This window comes from Chloroflexota bacterium, assembly GCA_020161265.1.
Lineage (GTDB): Bacteria > Chloroflexota > Chloroflexia > Chloroflexales > Herpetosiphonaceae > Herpetosiphon.
Genome location: JAIUOC010000003.1, coordinates 184850 through 205891, shown reverse-complemented (window position 1 = coordinate 205891; position 21042 = coordinate 184850). Strand labels below are relative to the sequence as shown.

Below are 21042 nucleotides of genomic sequence, written 5' to 3'. Positions count from 1 at the left end.
CACAATCAATAAGCCTTGGCAACGAGGCTTAGGTTGCTGTTGCCAAAATTTAGCAAGGAAGCATTATGACAAGTGAATTACACGTTATTTTTGGCACAGGCCCAATCGGTAAGGCAACCGCTCGCTGTTTGGTCAGTGCCGGCAAACAGGTGCGGATGATCAATCGTTCAGGCAAGGCCAGCCATCTGCCAGAGAGCGTTGAAGTCTTAGCTGGCGATATATATGATCAACACTTTGTAGCCCAACAAGCGCAGGCCGCCACCAGCGTTTACCAATGTGCCCAACCAGCCTACTACGAATGGACCAGCAAATTTCCGGCGATGCAAGCAGCGGTGATCGAGGGGGTGGCCCAAAGCAAGGCCAAATTGGTGGTGATGGAAAATTTATATGGCTATGGGCGTAGCAACGGCCAACCAATGACTGAAACCACACCATTTGCCGCCCATACCCGCAAGGGCAAATTACGAGCGCAATTGAGCGAGCAACTATTTGCCGCCCATCGGGAGGGCAAAATTCGCGCAACCAGCGTGCGGGCCTCCAATTTCTATGGCCCCGAATATCAATTAATGGGCGATCAGGTGGTTAAGCCAGCCTTGCAAGGCAAAAAAGTTAATTTGCTGGGCAAAGCCGATGTTCTGCACAGCTTTAGTTATGTCAATGATATTGGGGCAAGCTTGGCAATCCTTGGCACTGATGAGCGTGGTTTAGGCCGACCGTGGCATGCCCCCAGCCCTGCCGCATTAACTCAACAGGAGTTTGTAGCAATTTTGGCCAAAGTTTTGGGCAAACCTGTTGGCTATCGCACCGTCAATACCGCCATGGTTTGGCTGCTTGGGCGCTTTATCAAAGAATTGGCCGAAACCGTTGAGATGCTGTACGAGTGGCAAGCACCCTTCGTTATGGATAGCAGCGCATTTACCAAAACCTTTGGGCTTGAAGCAACCCCAATCGAACAGGGAATCAAAGCCATGGCCGATTGGTTTCGCAATTAACGTTCAGCAGGCAGCGCAATCAGATCAAAAGGTTGCGCTGCATTGCAAAGCCTTGGCCAATAATTGCTTATATTCAGTTCGCGGAATTTCATAGGCTCCAAAGGTTGCTAGATGCGGCGTGATAAATTGGGTGTCAAGGAGTTGAAAACCACCAGCCCGCAAGCGTTCGACCAAGGCCACCAAAGCCACTTTACTGGCATCGCGGGCTTTGCTCCACATACTTTCACCAGCAAATAAGCCCGCCAAACCCACCCCATACAACCCACCAACCATTTCGCCATCCTGCCAAGCCTCGACACTATGGGCCAAACCACCAGCATGCAATTGACTATAGATCTCAATAAATTCTTGGCTGATCCAAGTTTCATCGCGTTCAGCACAGGCCTGCATCGTTTCGCGAAAGGCGGTATCAAAACGAATTTCAAAGGTTTGGCGGCGAATTGTGCGCTGCAAGGAATTGGCTACATGAAAACGTTCGTCAATTGGAATGATCGCCCGTGGATCAGGATCATACCAATAGATCTGCCCATCCTCATCCATCGGAAAGATCCCTTGGGCATAGCCATAAATTAATAATTGTGGTGAGAGTCGCTTGGTCATGCTATCATGTCTCCAAAAAGTGAGGTCAACCAACCAATGAATACACGACGGGATGTCGCAACCGCCGAACCACAAACAACAACTGATGTCGAGCTAGATTTTATCACGCTCAGCGATGAGGAACTGGAAAAGCCCTATCGGGTTATTTTGCAAAACGATGATATCACGCCCATGGAAGTGGTCGTGTGGGTTTTGGAAAAAGTCTTTGAACAATCGTTTGAACAAGCCAAAAGGATAATGATCGAAGCCCATGTCAAAGGCCATGCCTTGGTCACAATTTTGCCCTTCAAAGAGGCTAGTGCCCGCGTTTACAGCGCCCAAAGCCGCGCCCGCGATATGGGATTTCCGCTGGTGCTTTTTTTGGAGCCAGATTTTTAACCAAGGGGTCAGGGGTCAGGGATTAGGTGATTGGAAGCAACTCTGACTATTTGATGAGGTTTCAATCAACTTACCTCTGACCCCTAATCGCTGGCAACTCCCATTCATCCTTCATAATTCATCCCTCATCCTTGTTTTAAATGTCATAGCATTTGTCACGGCCACGGTGTATGCTAGCCTTAGCATCGCAGTGGAGGACACCATGATTATTCCTTGGATCTATTACGTTCAGGCCGATGAGCAATTATTGGTTGAGAGTCTTAGTCGCCGCTGGACGGTCAACGGGCCACGCCGTTACACTGCCCGACCGTTCGAGCGCATCACGCGGCGCAGTGGGTTGGTGCTTGGGCCAACCGAATATGTCTATGTCACTGATTCGCTGACAGGCCAAGAACGCCTTGAGCGCGGTCCCCAACTGTTCTTTCCAACTGCCTACGAAGAAATCGGCACAACCCAACAAGCACTCCCGCTCAAGAAAAATCAATATGTACGAATTTTAGATCGCAGCACGGGGCAGTTGCGAGTTGAGCGCGGCGAACAAAGCATTTATCTCCAGCCCAACGAAAGCCAAATTGGCAATATCGAGGCTGGCTATAATATCGATGAACATCACGCGGTATTAGTCCGTAGCACCACCGACGGCCAATTAAACCTGATTACCACGCCCCAAGTGTTTATCCCCACTGCCGAACAAGAGGTGATTGAGCATCGTCAACGAATTTTGCTCGAAAATCATGAAGTTGTGGTGATTAAGGATCGTGATGGGCGCTATCAGTTTCGGCGTGGTAGCCAACGCGATCGTTCATTCTTCCTCGAACCCTACACCGATTTGGTAACCTTTCGCTGGTCGTCGGGCTTGCACAAAGATAAACGTAATTTGATCATTACTCATTTAGATATTCGGCCAAAATTTATGTGGTATGCCTTCGAGGCCCGCACCCAAGATAATGTCGAAATTATGATCGATATTACATTTTTCTGGCAGTTGGCCGATGTTGAGGCCATGATTGTCAGCACCGATGATGCACCAGGCGATATTTGCGCTCATGCTCGTAGTGCAATTATCCAAGCAGTTTCACAAACTAGTCTTGAACGCTTTTTGGCCAATTTCAACAGCATCGTGCGTGATGCGGTGATTGTGCCCGAAGATGGTTTTTATGCTGAACGTGGCGTGAAATTACATTCAGTCGAAGTGCGCTCAATTACCTGCAAAGATGCCAACACCCAGCGCGTACTCCAAGAAATTATTCAAGAAACCACCAATCGGCTCAATCGCTTGCAAAAACAAGAGAGCGAAAACGAAATCAAGGTCAAACAGCTCGAAGGCGAAATCGTCGCTCAAGAAACTCGTAGCCGTTTGCTTGAATTGCAACGCCGCATCGCCCAAGCCGAAGCTGAAACCCAAGGTCTAGCCGAAGCCGAACGGGTTCATGCCTTTATCCAAGGGCTGGGAGCCGAATTGCCAATCAGCGAAAAACTAGCAATTTTCAATATTTTGCGTCGCCAAGAAGCGATTGCCAGCCTAAGCCAAGGCAAAGCGCAGTTGTATCTCACGCCTGCTGATATCAATCTAAACCTAGAACATAGAAGTTGAGGCGTTAATACAGAAACATAGAGCATTTGTAGGATTCAGGGGCCTGCGATCAGGGGTCAGGTCATGGTTGGGCGAGATCATACACAGATGATCCCTAGCCCCTGAATCCTGCCCCCTTGCCCTTCGTGTCCTTCGCGTTCTTCGTGGTTTCATTCCGCATGCACTTCGTGGCTCAAAAATCCTGCCAACATCCATTACACTATAGCCATTGTTTTGAGCAAGGAGGCTTGAACGCTATGATGAAGGCAGGATTTTTTCGCCAACACGGTGGGCTAGAAGTTTTAGAATATGGTGAGCTAGCAGAGCCAGTAGCTGGGCCAGATGAAGTTTTGGTGCGAATACGCGCCGCTGCCCTAAACCACCTTGATCTGTTTGTGCGCGAGGGCTTGCCTGGCCTAACCTTGAGCATGCCGCATATCGGTGGCTGCGATATTGCTGGCGAAATTGCGGCAATCGGCGAGGGCGTAACTGGTTGGAGCGAAGGCCAGCACGTGGTCGTCAATCCCAATATTTGGTGTGGCACATGCGAATATTGCATTGCTGGCGAAGAAACCTTATGCGATCGCTATGGGGTAATCGGCGAGCACCAAACTGGTGGCTTGGCTCAATATATCGTTGTGCCAGCCCGCAATCTCTATGCCATTCCTGATGATTATTCGTTTGAGCAAGCTGCCGCTGTGCCATTGGTTTGGATGACCGCTTGGCGAGCATTGATTGGGCAAGCTCAGTTACGGGCAGGCCAAAGTGTGCTGATTTTGGGGGCTGGTGGCGGCGTGGCTAGTGCTGCAATTCAAATTGCCCGTTATGCCGGAGCAACGGTCTATGCTGCCTCGCGTTCGCCCGAAAAACTAGCGCGGGCCAAAACATTAGGGGCCGATTACGTGGTACGATCAGATGGCGATTGGGGCCGCGATATTTGGAAACAAACCAACAAACGTGGAGTTGACGTAGTATTGGAGAATGTGGGTGCAGCTACATGGGAAAGCTCGTTGCGCAGTGTCGCCAAAGGTGGCACAGTGGTAACCTATGGCGCAACTACAGGCCCAATCGTCAATATCGATATTCGTAAACTTTTTTGGCGACAATTTAACCTGATTGGTTCGACCATGGCCAATAATCGTGAATTTAACACGATTATGCGCTTAGTATTTTGGGAACGTCGTTTTCAACCATTAATTGACAAGGTGTTTCCACTGAGCGAAATTCAAGCAGCCCAACGCTATCTTGAATCAGCCGAGCAATTTGGCAAAGTCGTGATCGCAATACCCTAGAATACAGCCAAACCCAAGCAAACGAGCAAGGGGTCAAGGCTTGGAGCAATTAATTCATGGCAATCACAATCGAACATGTTCGCGTTTTAGAAGGCCCAAACATCTATTACCCTCAAGCTGGGGTTGCTGCAACCTTGCAAGTTAGCCACGATCTGCGCGATGAAATCGGGCGGCAGATCAAAACCTGGGCCCAAGCAGTTGGTTTGATCATCGGCTATTTACGCATGAAAATCGAGCCAGTTGATGATCAATGGCAATTAAGTTTGAGTTTTACCTGCAATCATCCCCAGCTTGGCGCAGCCATTTTGCAGCATGCCGTCGAAGATATCCTAGCCGCCGAACGCCAAGACGAAGATTGGAATCACGACGATGCCTTGTTTGATCTGCGTCGCCAACGCATGCGGATCGATCCGGTGCTGCCGTTGTTGCAATTACGGGCCGAAGCTCAAGGGCGGGTGCTACCAGTGATCGCGGTTGGCGATGGTATGTTGCAAATCGGCACAGGCAGCGGTGGTTGGCAGTTCGACCCTGCTCAACTCAGCCTTGGCTTTGCTATTAACCCGCCATGGGAGCAGATTCGCAGTGTGCCATTAATTGCGATTGGGGGAGTTGGAGCCGAAGTAGCAGCAGCCCAGATTGCCCAAGGGTTAACTGCGGCTGGCTGGCAACAGGTAGTGCATATTGCCAAAGGCGATTTTGCTAGCGTGCGCCAAGCATTTCTCCAGCCCAACGCCGAGTTGTTTGTGGTTGCCTTGGATCATCTTGATGCGGTCGAACGTGGTTTAGCCTTTAATCGCTGTAGTATTGGGGTGGTGCTGGGCATTAACAATTTGCCTGAAGCCCAAGCCTTGGCAGCGGGGTTGCCAGCCCTAACCGCCGACGAATTGGGCAACACCGTTTTACTTGCCGACGATCAACGTACTGCTGGATTGGCGCGGCGCACGGCGGCCCCAGTTGTGCAACTACAACGCACCCACGAACCAGCTAGCATTCAACAACCCTTATTGGCCTTAGTCGTCAATCAATTGCAACAATTGCTCGACGCTGGAGCATTTGATTAACGCGATTAAGCTAGGTTCAGTAGCAATAGGCTATGGGCTATGGGCTATTGGAATGTTGTTTTTGATCCACGAAGGGCACGAAGCTCACGAAGCTGAGGCTCTTGGCTATTGACGTTTGGCTAGCGGAACCAATGTTAGGATTTTAACCACGCTCCGCTAGCCTATAGCCTCACCCTTTGCTCCGCCGCGTTAAATTTCATCCCTCATCCCTCATCCCTCATCCCTCATCCCTCATCCCTCATCCCTCATCCCTCATCCCTCATCCCTCATCCCTCATCCCTCATCCCTCATCCCTCATCCCTCATCCCTCATCCCTTATATGTTCTATGCTCTATGTTCTATGCTCTATGGTATGATGGCGCAAATCGATAGCTGAGAGCCAGCCCCCGTTTTGGAGTGCAAGGAGGCATTGCAATGCTACGTGGCCTGATGATGGACTATCCGCTGACCGTTGATCGGTTGCTCGACCACGCTTATAAGCTCTACCCCCACAAACGCGTGACAACTAAGCAACCTGATGGCTCACTCCACCGCTATTCGTTCGCTGATCTCTACCACCGTGTGAAGCGCTTAGGCAATGTGCTACACAAACTTGGCATCAACCAAGGTGATCGCGTTGGCACGTTTGCTTGGAACAATTACCAACATCTTGAGCTTTACTATGCAATTCCTTGTGCTGGTGCGGTCTGCCATACCTTGAATATTCGGCTTTCAACTGAGCAACTGGCCTATATCATCAATCATGCCGAAGATAAGGTGATTTTTGTTGATGCAACCTTGCTGCCGTTGTTCTCCAAGCTTGCCGATAATATTCCTGCCGTCGAAACCATCGTTTTGATCAATGCCCAACCTGGGATCGAAACACCCTTCCCGAATGTGTTGCATTACGAAGATTTGATGGCCCAAGTCGAGGCTGAATTCGACTGGCCGGTAACTGACGAGCGCCAAGCCATGGGCTTGTGCTATACCAGCGGCACAACCGGCAATCCCAAAGGCGTGTTATATAGCCATCGTTCGCTCTATTTGCACACGATGGGCGAAAATCAAGCCACGGCCTTGGCCTTTACTCCCGATGATATTGTGATGCCGGTTGTGCCTCAGTTTCATGCGATGGCGTGGGGCTTGCCCTACTCGGCCATGTTCGCTGGCGCAGATTTGGTAATGCCTGGCTTGCACTTGAATCCAGTGGCCTTGGCCGATTTGATTGCTGACGAAAAAATTACCTTCCCTGCTGGTGTGCCGACCATTTGGACGGCGATGTATCAAGAATTACGGGCCAATCCTCGTGATTTTTCGCATGTGCGCTGTTTGGCCGTTGGCGGTGCAGCCATGCCACGCGGCTTGATCGAAGCCTACGAACGCGATTTCGGCGTACCAGTGCTGCATGCTTGGGGCATGACCGAGCTTTCGCCCTTGGGCACAATTTCCAGCCTACAACCGCAACATCGCCAACTAAGCGACCATGAACGCTGGGATTTACGCGCCAAACAGGGTTATCCAATCGGCGGAGTCGAATTGCGGATCGTCAATGATGCTGGTGAGGAATTGCCGTGGGATGGTACAACGGTCGGCGAGTTGCAGGCGCGTGGCCCATGGGTTACCGCTGGTTATTACAAAGTTGAGCCGACCGCTGAGCATTTTACCGCCGATGGTTGGTTTCGCACGGGCGACGTAGCCACGATCAACCACGAAGGCTATTTGGGCATTACCGATCGCACCAAAGATTTGGTCAAGAGCGGCGGCGAATGGATCTCATCGGTTGAGCTGGAAAACACCTTGATGGGCCATGCCAAAGTGACTGAAGCGGCGGTGATTGCGATTCCCGATGAGCGTTGGAGCGAGCGCCCGTTGGCCTGTGTGGTGCTGACCAAAGATGCAGGCGAGGTTGAACCAAGCGAACTCTTGGAGTACCTTGAGCCGTTGGTGGCTAAATTCTGGCTACCTGAACGAGTTGTATTTCTGAGCGAAATTCCTAAAACCAGTGTGGGTAAATTTGATAAAAAAGTGCTGCGAGCACGTTATGCCAACGGCGAATTAGGCTAATTAAACAAAAACAGGGCGGATGCAACATCCGCCCTGTTGATCTATTGGTTGGGGTTTAACAGACTGTTTCCCCAAAACATGCTTCGAGGAGGCTACGAACTTGGGTTTGATGTTGCTGCCACCAGCCACGCCCACCCAGCACTTCGACAACCGTAATAACCTCGTTTAGTTGATAACAGGTAGCCTCAATTCCATCCGAGCGCACAATCGAGATGCTATGCTCATCGGTATTAGGCGAAATTTTGATTGTATATGTTTGAGTTTCAATTACCATGCTCATTTGTTTACTACTACCCTTTCGTGAGTGCTATTCACCTTTACTCCCCTGATGGTTGGAAACGTTTTCTCAACCAGAAGGACTATGGTTTTAGAGTACAATTTCAAGTTAACCAACTAATTTACCCAATGTGCTTTCGTTGTAAGTAGAACGTTTTGATAATGGCCAACGTTCCTAGAAAATATGCTTTATGCTACTTTTTAACATTGCGCTAACAGTAGTTACTGGTTGGTCTAGGCTAACGTCAACCATTCCAAGGATAAATCTATGCCGCACTTTCCCAATTATTTTCTTGGGGCAGATCAACCACTGCCTCGCACATTGCAGGCACTTGGCACAATGTTGGCAACGGTGAGAGCTTTCGGTATGAGATTGCCAACACGCTAGCGACGATTTGCCCCCAAGCATAATGGTTAGCTTGCCAACGATCGCTATCACCTCGATCAAAGCAAGCAAATATCGATCCATGGCTATGTATATATGAGTAGGAATTTTAGGCTACTAATGAGGGGGATTTAGGGTGAGGAGCCAAATTTGATCCACCAAGGGCACAAAGAGGCACGAAGGTAAGGTTAGGGGCTAAGGGTCAGGGGTCAGAGATCATCATTAACACAGAGGATCAGAGCACGTTGGCTATAGGCTATCGGATCATTTGCAATTTCAACCAATCTTCCAATAGCCCATAGCCTATAGCCATATCCTCTTCGCGGTTAATAATGTATGTTCTATGCTCTATGCTCTATGTTCTGTTTATTGCCCCAAAATCAAAGCAAACATCAATGGTGCAACAATTGAAGCATCGGATTCGACAATAAATTTAGGCGTGGTTGGTTCTAATTTGCCCCAGGTGATTTTTTCGTTGGGCACTGCGCCTGAATAAGAGCCGTAGCTGGTCGTTGAGTCACTGATTTGGCAAAAATAGCCCCACACTGGCACGTTGCCCATTTGCATATCTTGGTGCAACATTGGCACAACACAAATTGGGAAGTCGCCAGCAATGCCGCCGCCAATTTGATAGAAGCCAATTGAATGAGTTTTGCTGATTTCGATATACCATTCGGCCAAATAGGCCATATATTCGATCCCAGTCCGCACAGTGTGAATATTCTTGATTTCGCCTTGGATACAGTGAGCTGCATACATATTGCCAGTCGTTGAATCTTCCCAGCCTGGCACGATGATTGGCAGGTTTTTCTCCATCGCGGCGTACATCCACGAATCTTTAATATCGATTTGGAAATATTCTTCTAAAACGCCTTTGCGCAAAATTCGATAGAGAAATTCGTGGGGGAAATAGCGCTCGCCTGCTGCATCAGCCGCTGTCCATTCATCGACCAAGGCGCGTTCCAAGCGGCGCATGGCTTCTTCTTCGGGAATACAGGTGTCGGTGACCCGATTCATATGGCGAGCCAACAGTGCAGCTTCATCATCGGGCGTTAAATCGCGATAATGCGGCACCCGTTCGTAGTAATCGTGAGCCACTAAGTTGAATAAATCTTCTTCGAGGTTGGCTCCGGTACACGAAATAATTTGCACTTTATCTTGGCGAATCATTTCGGCCAACGAGATTCCCAATTCGGCGGTGCTCATCGCGCCAGCAAGGGTAATCATCATTTTGCCGTTGTTTTCAAGGTGGCGCACATAGGCATCGCTGGCATCGATCATGGCTGCCGCGTTGAAGTGGCGAAAGTTATGGCGCAAAAAATCGCTAATAGGAGTCGTGCTCACAAGCTACCTCTTTTGTTGATAAAGCAAATCTTAAGGCGCTAGATCAAGCCAGCGCCGCCGTCTATTGTACCGCAGGCTGAGGCTTATTGCGCTAAAACTAAGGCAATCCGTTTGCGATCTGGGTCGATTGATTGAATGCTAACATCAACAATATCGCCAACACTCAGACTCAGGCCACGGGGAATTTGCGAACGGTGCAATAAGCCATCGTGCTTAACCCCCAAATCGATAAATGCGCCCCAATCGACGACATTGCGCACCGTGCCTTTGAGCTGCATGCCTGGCTGCAAATCTTCAAACGCCAGCACATCGCTGCGCAAAATTGGTGCTGGCACATCCTCGCGTGGGTCGCGGCCTGGCCGTAGCAGTTGATCAATAATATCGCTCAGGGTTGGTACGCCTGTGCCCAATTCCGCCGCAAGGCTATGCAATGGCTGATTTTTCAAATCTTCCAAGCGTTTGATCCGTTCGTTGCGGCCTGTTTTGGCGTTAATATTCAGCTTGGCCAGCAAATTACGGGTAACCGTATAACTTTCGGGGTGAATCGCACTGGCATCCAAAGCTTCATCGCCATCGCGAATCCGCAAAAATCCAGCGGCTTGTTCAAAGGCTTTTGGCCCAAGCCCTTTGACCTTTTTGAGTGCTTGGCGTGAACGAAATGGGCCATTTTCCTCGCGATGGCTGACAATTTGAGCCGAAAGTTTGGGGCCAATCCCCGCAACATAGCGTAAAAGTGCAGGCGAGGCGGTGTTGACATCAACCCCAACATTATTAACTGCGCTCTCAACCACCCCATCAAGCGCATTGCCCAAGGCCGATTGATCAACATCATGTTGATACATGCCCACGCCAATTGCTTTTGGCTCGATTTTGACCAACTCGGCCAAAGGGTCTTGCACCCGCCGCGCAATCGAAACCGCGCCGCGCAAGCTGACATCGAGATCAGGCAATTCGCTACGGGCAAGGCTGCTGGCGCTATAAACACTGGCTCCAGCTTCGCTGACAATCAAATAGTGCAAGCCAGTTTGGTGGCGAATCACATCGGCGACTAATTGCTCAGTTTCGCGCGAGGCTGTGCCATTGCCAATCGCAATCAAACTAACGGTATAGCGTTTGATCAACGTTTGCAATTCTTGAAAAGCCCGTTCACGCGCTGCCGCGCCGCTATGGGGATAAATTGTGGCAGTCGTGAGCACATTGCCAGTTTGGCCGATAATCGCTACTTTGCAACCAGTGCGGTAGCCTGGATCAAGCCCGAGCACCACATTGTTGGCGATTGGTGCTTGCAACAACAACGAATGCACATTCTTGGCAAAGACGGTGATCGCATGGCTTTCGGCTTGCTCAGTCAGGGCGCGGCGCACATCGCGCTCGATGGCTGGCAAGAGCAAACGCTCAGCACCATCGTGAATTGCCAAACGCAGTTGCTCGGCCCAGGCTGAACGCTGATCAAGCGGAAAATATTTGGCAACTACATCAAACCAATCACGTTGATCCATCTGAATTTTGAAGCGCAAAATATGTTCGGTTTCGCCGCGATTGAGCGCAAGCACTTGGTAGGGCTTGAGGCGGCTGGCCGTGCTCTCAAATTGATAGTAGGTTTGATATACGCCCTTGCTATCCTCGGCATCGGCGATTAACTCGCTGCGAACTACGCCCCAACGCAAAGCCCGTTCGCGAGTTTGACGGCGCACCTCAGGATGATCGCTGATCTGCTCGGCCACAATATCGCGTGCTCCCGCCAAGGCCTCTTCAATGCTGGTAACCTGTTCGTTGAGAAACTGGCGAGCGGTGGCATCAATCGGGTCATTCGGCTGCATTTGGATAATGTCAGCCAAGCCTTCGAGGCCACGTTCGCGGGCAATGCTGGCGCGGGTACGCCGTTTGGGCTTGAAAGGCGCATACAAATCTTCGAGGGTGGTTTTATCAGTAGCGGCGGCCAAGGCTTGAGCTAATTCATCGCTCAAATTGCCTTGCTCGCGCAGAGCACTCAAAATTGCCTCGCGCCGTTCATCAAGCTCGCGTAAACGGGCAATTTGGCTTTGGATGCTGCGTAATTGTTCCTCATCCAAGCCACCAGTTTGCTCTTTGCGATAGCGGGCGACGAACGGCAAAGTATTGCCTGCATCGAATAATTGAATCGCAGCGGTAACTTGCTCGGCACGCACCGTCAAGCTTTTGGCAATTAAATAGGCATAATCCATGGAAATTCTCAATCTAGCTAAACTAAACGAATGTTTTAACCACGAAGAGCACGAAGAACACGAAGTGGGGATTGATCGTTCTATTCGATTTTAGTGGCAATTCAAACATTCAACGATTTTAATTCGTGTACTTGGGATTCCTTGTGGTTAAATTTCATCCCTCATCCCTCATCCTTCATCCTTCTCCCGATCCCCAACCCCCAACAACCGATCCCCAATTAATCCTATTCAGGGTTGAGTTGTGGGCGAACGAAGGGATTGCTGAATGTTACGCCCCAAATATTGCTGAGCGCTTGGCCTTCGACCGTAATCTGCACCTGTTGCACACTGCTGAACGAAGTTAATGCCAATACTAAGGCATCAACTGCCGCACGCGGATTGCTGGTTTGGCTGAATTCAGCGCTAAGATCAAGCTGGGCAACCCCATCAACAATCACCAAACGTCGCACTTGGCTGGTGCTCGGAATGGCACTACTAACAACATGACTATAGCGGCCAGCGCCGCGAATAAGTTCATCAACGGTAGCACGGGCCTCAGTTTTGGTGCTTGGCACAAGCCGCATCACCCGCACCCAACGGCCACTACTTTGCTGAAAATATAACGGCAAGAACGAAGTTGTGTTAAACTGACCACTTAAACCCTGCGGATTATCGGGGTTGACATTGGGACGATAGCGCAAGCCACCCAAATTCTGGCCTTGGACTTGAATTTGCACCTGCGTAATCTCTGGTTGCTCAGTCAAGGCCAACACAATTGAACGCAAGCCTAAATCTTCTAGGCTTGAATTGCCAAACGTCGGGATACGGTTAAAATTAGCGCTAGCAATACCGTTGTTCAAGCGTAGCCCAAGTAATTGAGTATCGCTGGGCAACAAACTACGCAAATCGCTACGTGCACCTTGAATTAACTGTTGGATTGCGGCAGTCCGTGGCTGACGAGTTGCGGCAATCTGGCGCGAGACTGGCACTAACACTTGGCCAGTGCTATCGGCAAAAAACAAGGTTAATTGATTAACCTCGCGACCGCCAGTTTCCTCCGTCGGCTGAGCAGTTGGCTCAGGGATCGGTTCAGGCGTTGGCTCGACAGTCGGCTCAACTGTCGGTTCGACGGTTGGCTCAATGGTTGGTTCAACGGTTGGCTCAACTGTCGGTTCGACGGTTGGCTCAATGGTTGGCACGGCAGTTGTGGCAATTGGCGATAAGGTTGGCTCGAAGGTTGGCAGATCGGTGGCAAACGGAATGCTAGGAGTAGCAGAGGCTACAATCACATCTTCAGTTGGCGGTACAATAATAAAGGTTGGCGATGCAAGAATCACCTGAGTGGTTGCAGAAGCCGATGGCGTAGCAGAGACCGAGGGAGTAACGGTAGTGGTTTGAGCAATAACTTCGGCTGTTTGAGTTTGACGAACCGCTGCTGTGGCAAAGGCATTTGGCGATGGTGAGACCGTTAATGTTGGGCTATCGGATGTTGGCTGAAGCACTTGCGAGGTAGCGCTAGGGATGGCTGGAGTATCGGGGTTGCTAAATAAAACAACGCCGCTAATCGCATAGGCCACAATAATTAAGCCAAGTAGGCCCACCAAGGTGGCATAAATGCGGCGATCGCGGGTTGATAAACCAGCCAGCCAGCCGCGCCAACCACCCACCGCAACTGGCGTAGGCGTGCTGACAACCTGCGCAATCGGCAGATCTTCACCTGCATATAATGGGCAACGCACATGGTTGCTGCTTAGGCAAAACGAGGCTTGGGGCACTGGGATGTCGTGAGCCTCTCCGGTCATGTAGCAGCGGTGCTCCGGCGTAGGACTCGCGAAACGAATCGCACGATTTTGTTTAAGGCCCACATATGGGCAGTGATGCACTGGTTCCACGACGTTCCTCGTTCAAGCTCAACAAAGGCTTCTGACCGCCATTATACTCTACCAACCCTTGCCACAGAAACAGCGCTTGATTGCAGAAAGGTAACACATGCGGGTTCTGGTTCTTGCTGATATTCATGCTAACTTAGCCGCACTGGAAGCTGTTCTTGGAGCAGCAGGCGAGGTCGATTCGGTTTGGTGTTTGGGTGATACGGTTGGTTATGGGCCTCAACCAAATGAATGTGTTGCGCTCATGCGTGAACGCCAGCAAGCGATGTTGGTCGGCAATCACGACCTTGGTTGCCTTGGCACTATTCCCTTGACCAATTTTAATCGTGATGCGCGGATTGCCAACGAATGGAATGGCTTGCAATTAACCGAGGAGCATCGCGAGTTTTTGCTGAGCCTCAGCCCGATGCAACAGGTTAATGATATGGTTACCTTGGCACACGGTAGCCCACGCGACCCGGTTTGGGAATATTTACTCGATACCGTGGGAGCAACCTATTCGTTTGATCATTTTAGCACACCGATTTGCTTTGTGGGCCATACTCATCAGCCAGTAATTTTTACTGCTGATATGCTTGGCGATCATTGCACTGCGACGATTCCGACTGATCAATTGGTGCTCAAGCTGCAACCCGATAAACGCTATATCATCAATGCTGGTGGGGTTGGTCAACCCCGCGATGGCGATGCTCGCTCTGGTTGGGCAATTTATGACGATGAGCAACAAACGGTCAGCTTCCATCGCACAACTTACAATATTCGGCGTACCCAAACCTTGATGCTTGAACATGGCTTGCCCAATATTTTGGCAGCCCGTTTGAGTTTTGGCATGTAGCTATTTGCCCACACTTGGCAAAAAGATATTGGTAATCGGAGTCCAACTGCGGGTTTCAGCGAGCGCATTCGTGCCATTCCAGCCACCAATGCTATAAATATCCCGAGCGTTTGAAAGCACGAGGTGTTCGCTGACAGCATGGCCGGTGCGCAAATCGGTTGCATTCCAGATATTGTTTTGCAATACCAAAATAGCTTGGTCGCCCTCAGCTCCACCCACCAAATAGATCTGATTGGTGATATAAACCGCGCCAGCGTCAATCCGTGGGGCTGGCAGATCGGTTAATTTTTGCCATGTGCCAGTTTGCAAACGCCAGGTTCCAAGGCTGGGGCCAGTTGAGGTTTGGCCGCCGATCAATACAACATCGCCGCCACTTTGGGCGATAGCTGCATCACGCAAGGCCAATGGTATGGCTGGGCCTTGGCTCCAGCTTTGGGTATCAGGGCTATAAATAAAGCTGGTATCGGCGATGATCCCCTCGTTCTCGCCGCCAAACACATAAACTTTGCCATCGATCGCGGCAATCATGGCATTGGCGCGTGGGGCAGGCATGGCTGGGCCTGTTTGCCAACGATTTTGGGCTAGGTCAAAAATCTCTAAAATATTGCTAGCAGCACCATTTTTATCGCGGCCACCTGCTACATAAATTTGGCCAGCAATCTGCACTGCACCACTAGAGGCCACCGCCGTTGGTTTGGTCGCCAACTCACGCCACGCCCCCGTCGCCAAATTCAATTGACGAGTATGCGCCACCACGCCAGTATCAGTGTTGCCGCCAATTACAATCAAACTATCGGCTAGAAAAACCCCGGCATGTTGGTAGGTTGGCTCTGGCAGCGCGGTCAGTGGTTGCCACACATTGCTCACAAGCGTTGTCGCAGGCTGGGTAGTTGGCGTGATGTTGCCGCGCACGACAAACCAGCCAATTGCCACAACCGCTACAATCAGCCCAAATAGCACACCCAAAATCGCCAAAGCATAGGCTCGGGGAATTGTAATTTGATTGGTTGGTTGGGTGATCACTGGGGTAATCGGATCGGGCACTGAGGTTGTGATCGGCTGCGTTGTGCTGGGAAGCTGCATTGGTTCAGGCGCGATTGGCTCATCAATTGGAATACTGACGAGCGGCTCGCTCTCAGGAATGCTCTCAGGCTCAGGCACTGGATTTGGGGTATTCAAAACCTCGATCAGGCCGCGCCGTACAGCCTCAAGTGTCGCCTCAGCCCGTGATAACACCCCCAGCTTGGCGTAGATATTGCGAATATGCACTTTGACTGTATTGGGGCTGATGACCAGCGTATTGGCAATTTCGTTATTGCTTGCCCCCAGCGCGAGCTGGCGCAAGACCTCGATTTCACGCTCGCTGAGTGGTGATTGATCAGACATATTCCTCAATTCCTGAGCCAATTCTCCATCCATTGCATGGTAGCTGAACGCCGCAGCAAAGTCAAAGGTTTAATCAACAATCAGGGGTGGAATGCGGCCTAGGCTCATTCCTACCCCTGATTAAATGACGTGCCAGCGTTATTTGGTTGGCTGTTGGTCTGAATCGGTTAGCGCTTCGGTTTGATCATCATCAGGTTGCTCAGCGTCATCAAATTCATCATCAACTTGATCATCATCAGCCTGATCGTCGTCAAATTCATCACTATCATCGTCATCAGTATCTTCATCATCGTCATCGTCATCAGCTCCGCCCAAACCAAGCGATTGTTTGGTCATCAGCAAGGCGGTGCGGCCACGCAGCATCAAATCGTCAAACTTCGATGGTTCTTTTTCTTCGCGTGGCAACACTGAGATAAAATGATTGAACAGGTAGCTATTTTCACGCACAAACTGATTCAGATCAGCTTCAGGATTGCGCAATTGCCAATCTTCCAAGCTAACTGCCAAGAATTCACTAAGTTTCTCTACCGTGTCGGGCGTGGTTTGAGCCGCTGCGCCAGCAATGTAGTATTCTTCGCCAACTGGCACAAGGTGGGCAAAAATCAGCTCATTTTCTTCCAAGCGCTTGGCGGCAGCATGGTCACGCAAGGTAAAGGTTTCTTTGGTCAAAACCTCTTGAATCAACGCGCCTTTGCCCTTGATAATTTCTGTAATCAGATAAGGGCGCAAGCGAATGCCAGCCCAAGTTGGTAATAAATTCAGTTCATGTTCGTCAAGCTCAAGCTCAGCTGGCGGATTAGCGGCGATCCGTTCGACCAAGGTTGAGCCATCGTCGCCACTTTGGGCATCGAAGGCCAGCCAAGTCAAAAAGCGCTCTGAGCCACGATCTTCCAGCTCATCAAGCTCGCTCATATCGGCGGCAGTGTAGCGCCCGCCCCAATATTGCTCAAACAGAGTAGGCGTGCTAGGAGCTAATTCTTCGCTTTGGGTGGCCTCGATCAATTTAGGAAACAACCGATCTTGGGCACGGCGTAATAAGCGTAACTGGTCTTCCTGGGCACGGTCAGCTGCTTCATGACATTGCTTATATTTTTTGCCACTGCCACATGGGCATGGGTCGTTGCGGCCTACTTTTGCCATGGAACTACTCCTAGATTATGCTGCTGAGGGCATGCTAAAGATAAAGGTACTGCCTTTGCCAGGCGTGCTATCAACCCAAATTCGGCCACCATGAGCCTCAATCACCTGTTTGCAATAGGCTAGGCCAACCCCGCCGATGCGTTGTTCGCCAACCTGCTTGCTGAAGCGATCAAAAATGCGGCCTGCTAGTTCAACCGGAATACTTGGGCCTTGGTCGGCGATCCGTACTTGGGCATTGCCGCCCGTGTTGCTGACTTGCACCCGCACCGTGCTATACGCTGGGCTGCGACGCAAAGCATTATCAAGCAAGTGGCTCATCACCCGCCGCATCTTATCGGCATCGAAGGCGAGGCCACCACTATCAGCGCCATACTCCAACACCAAGTTGATTGCCCGTTGTTGGGCTTGCGGTGTTGATTGGGCGATGCTGCCTTCGATCAATGGGCGCAATGGGTTAGCCAAACGATGCAGGCTGTTGGGGTCGCCATGCAAACGGCTCATTTCCATCAGGGTATTGGTTAGCTCAACCAAGCGCGAGGTTGTGCGGCGAGCGGTCGATAAAACCCGCTCATTGCCATCGCCCAAATCGCCAGCCAACAAGGTATCTTGGGCTGCCAACACCGAATTCAGCGGATCATGCATATCTTGCACGAGGAAATCGAGCAATTGCGAACGCATTTCTTCAACTTCTAATTCGGTGGTTTTATCGTGGAAAACCCCAACATAGCCCAACACACTGCCTGCGCTACTGCGAATTGGCACTTGGTTGAGACCAATCACGGGTTTGCGTGTGCCTTGTTGTTGCTCAAAAACCACGCGTTGGCGTTCGCCTTCACGTTCGTTGCTGATCACCCGCAAACGGCCTGTGTTTTCTTGGCTCCACTGGTTGAGCGCTTGGCCTTCGAGTGTGCCGCCAAACGCTTCATTCAACAATTGGCGGGCAGCAGCATTGGCCTGCAAAATGATGCCATTGCTATCGGCCAACACCACGCCATCGCTCGCTGCGCCCAGCACTGCCGCCAGCCGATCGCGCTCTTGCACCAACATTTGGGCAGCGCGTTCGACCCGCTCTTGCTCTTCGCCAAGTTGCTTGTTGAGTTGGGTGGTTGATTCATGACCGACAGTTTGCTGGCGATCGAACGCTCGGAGCGCTGCGCTACAAACCAAGGCAAAAATGCTGATCACGAGCACAAAGGCACTGAGCAAGCTCCATTGAATTAACTGGTTGGTGCTTGGTTCGGCGGCGGCAAAATAGGCGGCGGCCCATAAACTCGCTAAACTAACAACCGTAACAATAGCAGTGTGCAAGGGGCGCAAGGTCAGCGCGGCACACAAAACCGGCAGGGCAGCGCTAATAATCGCCAATTCGCGTTGTTCAGGGAAGACCATGGTTGCGCCCAAAGCAATGCTGAGCGTGCCAACGATTAAGGCCCAACCACTCAAGGGCAAGCGCCGACGCAGGCCAGCAATTAGGCCAACCAAGGCGGCCAGTGCGCCAACTCCGCCGGCAATCGCCCCGATCAGCATCGTTTGCGGGCCAAAATTAAGTCCGCTCCACGCTGCCAGCCCTGCACCAAGCGCCAACACCACCAAGGCAATTGGCAACAACAACCGACTTAAGGGCGAACGTGGGATAGTTATTGCAGCTGTTTGACTAGGCTGCTCAGTAATTGCGACGCTTTCAGTCATGAGCCAATCCTCAATCCATCTAAGCTAGGGCTGCCCAATTATACTACGGTGTGACGTTATAGCTGTAATTGGCTGCTTCGGTTGTACCTTGAGTTGTGGCATTAACCACCAAAACCGCTCGCCGATTGGCCGGAATCAGCCAACGCGCCTGGCCATTATCGGTTGGAATTGAGACAACTTCAGCAACTCCAGCTTGATCATAGAGCACCGCCGTGAGCACCCAACGCTGTGCCAATTGATTACGAACTGGCACAAAACCAGCCCCAACCCATTCAGCCGTTACCCCATCGATTGTCAGATCGCTCAAGGCTAAACCAGCAGCATTATACGCTTCATCGTTGATAACCCAAAATCGCAATTGAATTTGTTGGCCCGCCCATGGCCCAAGATCAACGCTTTCTGCTTGCCAGGTGGCTTGTTGGCCTGTCCAGCCAGCCCCAATATTTAAGCCAACCGGATTGGCTCCAGTGCTGGCTTGGGTCGCAATTGCTTGCCATGTTTGGCCGTTATCTTGCGAGAGGCTGAGATAGGCATAATCATAATCTTGCTCTAAATCAAACCACCGTTGATAGCTTAGGCTGCTGCCCGTGCTGGGCACTTGAATTGCTGTGGTGAGCGTGCTGACCCGCGCATCACCGCGACCGCTCCACCATGTGGCGCTACTTGTCACATCGGCGGCGAAAATAGGCACTGTGTTGTTGCCCTGCCATTCGAGCGTGCGTTCGCTGCTAGAGCTATCAAAGGCCAAATAATCGCTACCAAATTGCTGAATGCTCAGGTTTTGCTCACTGCCCTGAGCTGGCTCTGGCAACACAGTGCGGGGTAGATCATAGCCATAACGGCCATCAGCCATATTTGGATCATTCACCAAATTGGCAACCGCCCATGCCGCAAACAGCTGATCAAAGCTGGTTAAATCAGGGTAGCGGGTAGCCATCAAACTGGTAATGCTGGTCAAATTATCGCCAGCATCAGCTGCCGCCAAGGTTCCCATCGGCAAGCCGTCGAGTTGCTGATCAAGGTAACCGAGGAACAGCTGAGCCGCGCCATAATGTTTGAGCGCGGTGCCAGGGCTGCTGGCCCATGCATTGAGTTGGGTATCCGGTGAGGCCAGAAAATCGAGTGCCAAGCTATCGTTGCCATAGCCTGAACGATCTTCGCTCAACATCGAAGCGCCTTCGTTGAGCCAAGTGGCGGGGTGGCTTAGCACATTCCGATGTAACAGATGCTGCATTTCGTGAATTAACGTGGCGACATAGCCAAAATCGCTGGGTGGCATGGCCGCAGCGTTAATCACCAACATTTCGCGTTCGTTGGAATATGGATTGATCGCTTGGGGCAATTCGTTATCGCTGGCGTAATAGCCGCCCGCCCCACTGACCGCAGCATTCAAGACCGTTACGGGCACTTGGGGCCAAGCTTGTTGGGGATACCATTTGGCTAGTAAGGGCCAACCAACCTGTTCGAATTGCTGAGCAGCATTAATCAGCGCTTGTTGCTCAACCGGCAAATCATCGGCGACATAAATTAATAAGTGGGTGGTGCTGAGTTGAAGGGTGGCACTGATATTGCGCTGTTGATTGCTGGTTAAATCGGTAACCCAAAAGCTGCGGCGCTCGTATGGTGGGGGCATTTCCAAACGCAATGGTTGAGGTTTTTCGCTAATCAAGCGCCAATCAACGGCAAGTTGGGCTAAATCGCGCTCAAGCCCTTGTTGGCTGGCTCGTTCCACCGCCGCTTCGTCGGCAATTATTGGGATGCTTGTGGCCAATGCTTGAGTCGGGCTGAGAGTTTGAGCTGGAGTTGGCAAGCTTGGTTGAATTGGAATTTGGGTGCTGGTTGCCGGTGCGGTTGCGCTACAACCCACCAACATCCAGAGCAAAAGGCAGATTCGCCAGCGACACATACCATTATCCTTATCGCAATTTTGCTATCAGGATAGCACAGAACCTTGGTAGACATGGCATATATTGCCA

The 21042-nt window shown here is 51.0% G+C and carries 16 protein-coding genes; 7 read left to right on the top strand and 9 right to left on the bottom strand.

The window, feature by feature from the left end:
• Positions 1-65 precede the first annotated feature (65 nt).
• A complete protein-coding gene (locus LCH85_08125; protein ID MCA0351952.1) occupies positions 66-992 on the top strand; it encodes an NAD-dependent epimerase/dehydratase family protein in 927 nt (308 codons plus the stop codon).
• Positions 993-1016: 24 nt separating this feature from the next.
• Here the strand turns inward: LCH85_08125 and aat are convergent, their stop codons facing one another.
• Positions 1017-1592 (bottom strand): leucyl/phenylalanyl-tRNA--protein transferase, encoded by a 576-nt coding sequence (gene aat / locus LCH85_08120; GenBank protein ID MCA0351951.1) that lies wholly within the window; start codon positions 1590-1592, stop codon positions 1017-1019.
• Positions 1593-1628: 36 nt separating this feature from the next.
• Between aat and LCH85_08115 the strand changes: the two genes are divergently transcribed.
• The 5 genes from LCH85_08115 (at position 1629) to LCH85_08095 (ending at position 7939) form a co-directional block, all read left to right on the top strand.
• Complete coding sequence (locus tag LCH85_08115; GenBank protein ID MCA0351950.1) at positions 1629-1970, top strand: ATP-dependent Clp protease adaptor ClpS; 342 nt, start codon at positions 1629-1631, stop codon at positions 1968-1970.
• 202 nt (positions 1971-2172) lie between these two features.
• Positions 2173-3564: a hypothetical protein gene (locus LCH85_08110; GenBank protein MCA0351949.1), complete on the top strand. Its 1392-nt coding sequence runs from the start codon at positions 2173-2175 to the stop codon at positions 3562-3564.
• Positions 3565-3800: 236 nt separating this feature from the next.
• Positions 3801-4835, top strand: a complete 1035-nt coding sequence (locus tag LCH85_08105) for a zinc-binding dehydrogenase (GenBank protein ID MCA0351948.1) — start codon at positions 3801-3803, stop codon at positions 4833-4835.
• 56 nt (positions 4836-4891) lie between these two features.
• On the top strand, positions 4892-5896 hold the full coding sequence (locus tag LCH85_08100; GenBank protein MCA0351947.1) for a DUF4938 domain-containing protein: 1005 nt from the start codon (positions 4892-4894) through the stop codon (positions 5894-5896).
• A gap of 414 nt (positions 5897-6310) precedes the next feature.
• Positions 6311-7939 (top strand): long-chain fatty acid--CoA ligase, encoded by a 1629-nt coding sequence (locus tag LCH85_08095; protein MCA0351946.1) that lies wholly within the window; start codon positions 6311-6313, stop codon positions 7937-7939.
• 55 nt (positions 7940-7994) lie between these two features.
• On the opposite strand, the gene LCH85_08090 is transcribed toward LCH85_08095, so the two are convergent.
• From LCH85_08090 to LCH85_08075, 4 genes are all read right to left on the bottom strand, one after another.
• On the bottom strand, positions 7995-8219 hold the full coding sequence (locus LCH85_08090) for a hypothetical protein (GenBank protein ID MCA0351945.1): 225 nt from the start codon (positions 8217-8219) through the stop codon (positions 7995-7997).
• Between the two features lie 747 nt (positions 8220-8966).
• Positions 8967-9944 carry a deoxyhypusine synthase family protein gene (locus tag LCH85_08085; GenBank protein ID MCA0351944.1) on the bottom strand — a complete coding sequence of 326 codons (978 nt, stop codon included), beginning with the start codon at positions 9942-9944 and terminating at the stop codon, positions 8967-8969.
• An 83-nt stretch (positions 9945-10027) separates the two neighbouring features.
• Complete coding sequence (locus LCH85_08080; GenBank protein MCA0351943.1) at positions 10028-12148, bottom strand: RNA-binding transcriptional accessory protein; 2121 nt, start codon at positions 12146-12148, stop codon at positions 10028-10030.
• Between the two features lie 224 nt (positions 12149-12372).
• Positions 12373-13929: a GerMN domain-containing protein gene (locus tag LCH85_08075; GenBank protein ID MCA0351942.1), complete on the bottom strand. Its 1557-nt coding sequence runs from the start codon at positions 13927-13929 to the stop codon at positions 12373-12375.
• 187 nt (positions 13930-14116) lie between these two features.
• Between LCH85_08075 and LCH85_08070 the strand changes: the two genes are divergently transcribed.
• A complete protein-coding gene (locus LCH85_08070; protein ID MCA0351941.1) occupies positions 14117-14851 on the top strand; it encodes a metallophosphatase family protein in 735 nt (244 codons plus the stop codon).
• Here the strand turns inward: LCH85_08070 and LCH85_08065 are convergent, their stop codons facing one another.
• The 4 genes from LCH85_08065 to LCH85_08050 form a co-directional block, all read right to left on the bottom strand.
• Positions 14852-16237, bottom strand: coding sequence for a LuxR C-terminal-related transcriptional regulator (locus tag LCH85_08065; protein ID MCA0351940.1), 1386 nt, complete (start codon positions 16235-16237; stop codon positions 14852-14854).
• A 138-nt stretch (positions 16238-16375) separates the two neighbouring features.
• The gene (locus LCH85_08060) at positions 16376-17377 is read right to left on the bottom strand and encodes an SEC-C domain-containing protein (protein MCA0351939.1); all 1002 of its coding nucleotides are present in this window, start codon (positions 17375-17377) and stop codon (positions 16376-16378) included.
• Between the two features lie 15 nt (positions 17378-17392).
• Positions 17393-19066, bottom strand: a complete 1674-nt coding sequence (locus LCH85_08055) for a PAS domain-containing protein (GenBank protein ID MCA0351938.1) — start codon at positions 19064-19066, stop codon at positions 17393-17395.
• 43 nt (positions 19067-19109) lie between these two features.
• Positions 19110-20972 (bottom strand): immune inhibitor A, encoded by a 1863-nt coding sequence (locus LCH85_08050; GenBank protein MCA0351937.1) that lies wholly within the window; start codon positions 20970-20972, stop codon positions 19110-19112.
• Positions 20973-21042 lie beyond the last annotated feature (70 nt).

Excerpts from the sequence above, each read along its gene's own strand:
- LCH85_08125 (MCA0351952.1), top strand. The coding sequence starts at position 66 with ATGACAAGTGAATTACACGTTATTTTTGGCACAGGCCCAATCGGTAAG.
- aat (MCA0351951.1), bottom strand. The coding sequence starts at position 1,592 with ATGACCAAGCGACTCTCACCACAATTATTAATTTATGGCTATGCCCAA.
- LCH85_08115 (MCA0351950.1), top strand. The coding sequence starts at position 1,629 with ATGAATACACGACGGGATGTCGCAACCGCCGAACCACAAACAACAACT.
- LCH85_08110 (MCA0351949.1), top strand. The coding sequence starts at position 2,173 with ATGATTATTCCTTGGATCTATTACGTTCAGGCCGATGAGCAATTATTG.
- LCH85_08105 (MCA0351948.1), top strand. The coding sequence starts at position 3,801 with ATGATGAAGGCAGGATTTTTTCGCCAACACGGTGGGCTAGAAGTTTTA.
- LCH85_08100 (MCA0351947.1), top strand. The coding sequence starts at position 4,892 with ATGGCAATCACAATCGAACATGTTCGCGTTTTAGAAGGCCCAAACATC.
- LCH85_08095 (MCA0351946.1), top strand. The coding sequence starts at position 6,311 with ATGCTACGTGGCCTGATGATGGACTATCCGCTGACCGTTGATCGGTTG.
- LCH85_08090 (MCA0351945.1), bottom strand. The coding sequence starts at position 8,219 with ATGAGCATGGTAATTGAAACTCAAACATATACAATCAAAATTTCGCCT.
- LCH85_08080 (MCA0351943.1), bottom strand. The coding sequence starts at position 12,148 with ATGGATTATGCCTATTTAATTGCCAAAAGCTTGACGGTGCGTGCCGAG.
- LCH85_08075 (MCA0351942.1), bottom strand. The coding sequence starts at position 13,929 with ATGACCGGAGAGGCTCACGACATCCCAGTGCCCCAAGCCTCGTTTTGC.
- LCH85_08070 (MCA0351941.1), top strand. The coding sequence starts at position 14,117 with ATGCGGGTTCTGGTTCTTGCTGATATTCATGCTAACTTAGCCGCACTG.
- LCH85_08065 (MCA0351940.1), bottom strand. The coding sequence starts at position 16,237 with ATGTCTGATCAATCACCACTCAGCGAGCGTGAAATCGAGGTCTTGCGC.
- LCH85_08060 (MCA0351939.1), bottom strand. The coding sequence starts at position 17,377 with ATGGCAAAAGTAGGCCGCAACGACCCATGCCCATGTGGCAGTGGCAAA.
- LCH85_08055 (MCA0351938.1), bottom strand. The coding sequence starts at position 19,066 with ATGACTGAAAGCGTCGCAATTACTGAGCAGCCTAGTCAAACAGCTGCA.
- LCH85_08050 (MCA0351937.1), bottom strand. The coding sequence starts at position 20,972 with ATGTGTCGCTGGCGAATCTGCCTTTTGCTCTGGATGTTGGTGGGTTGT.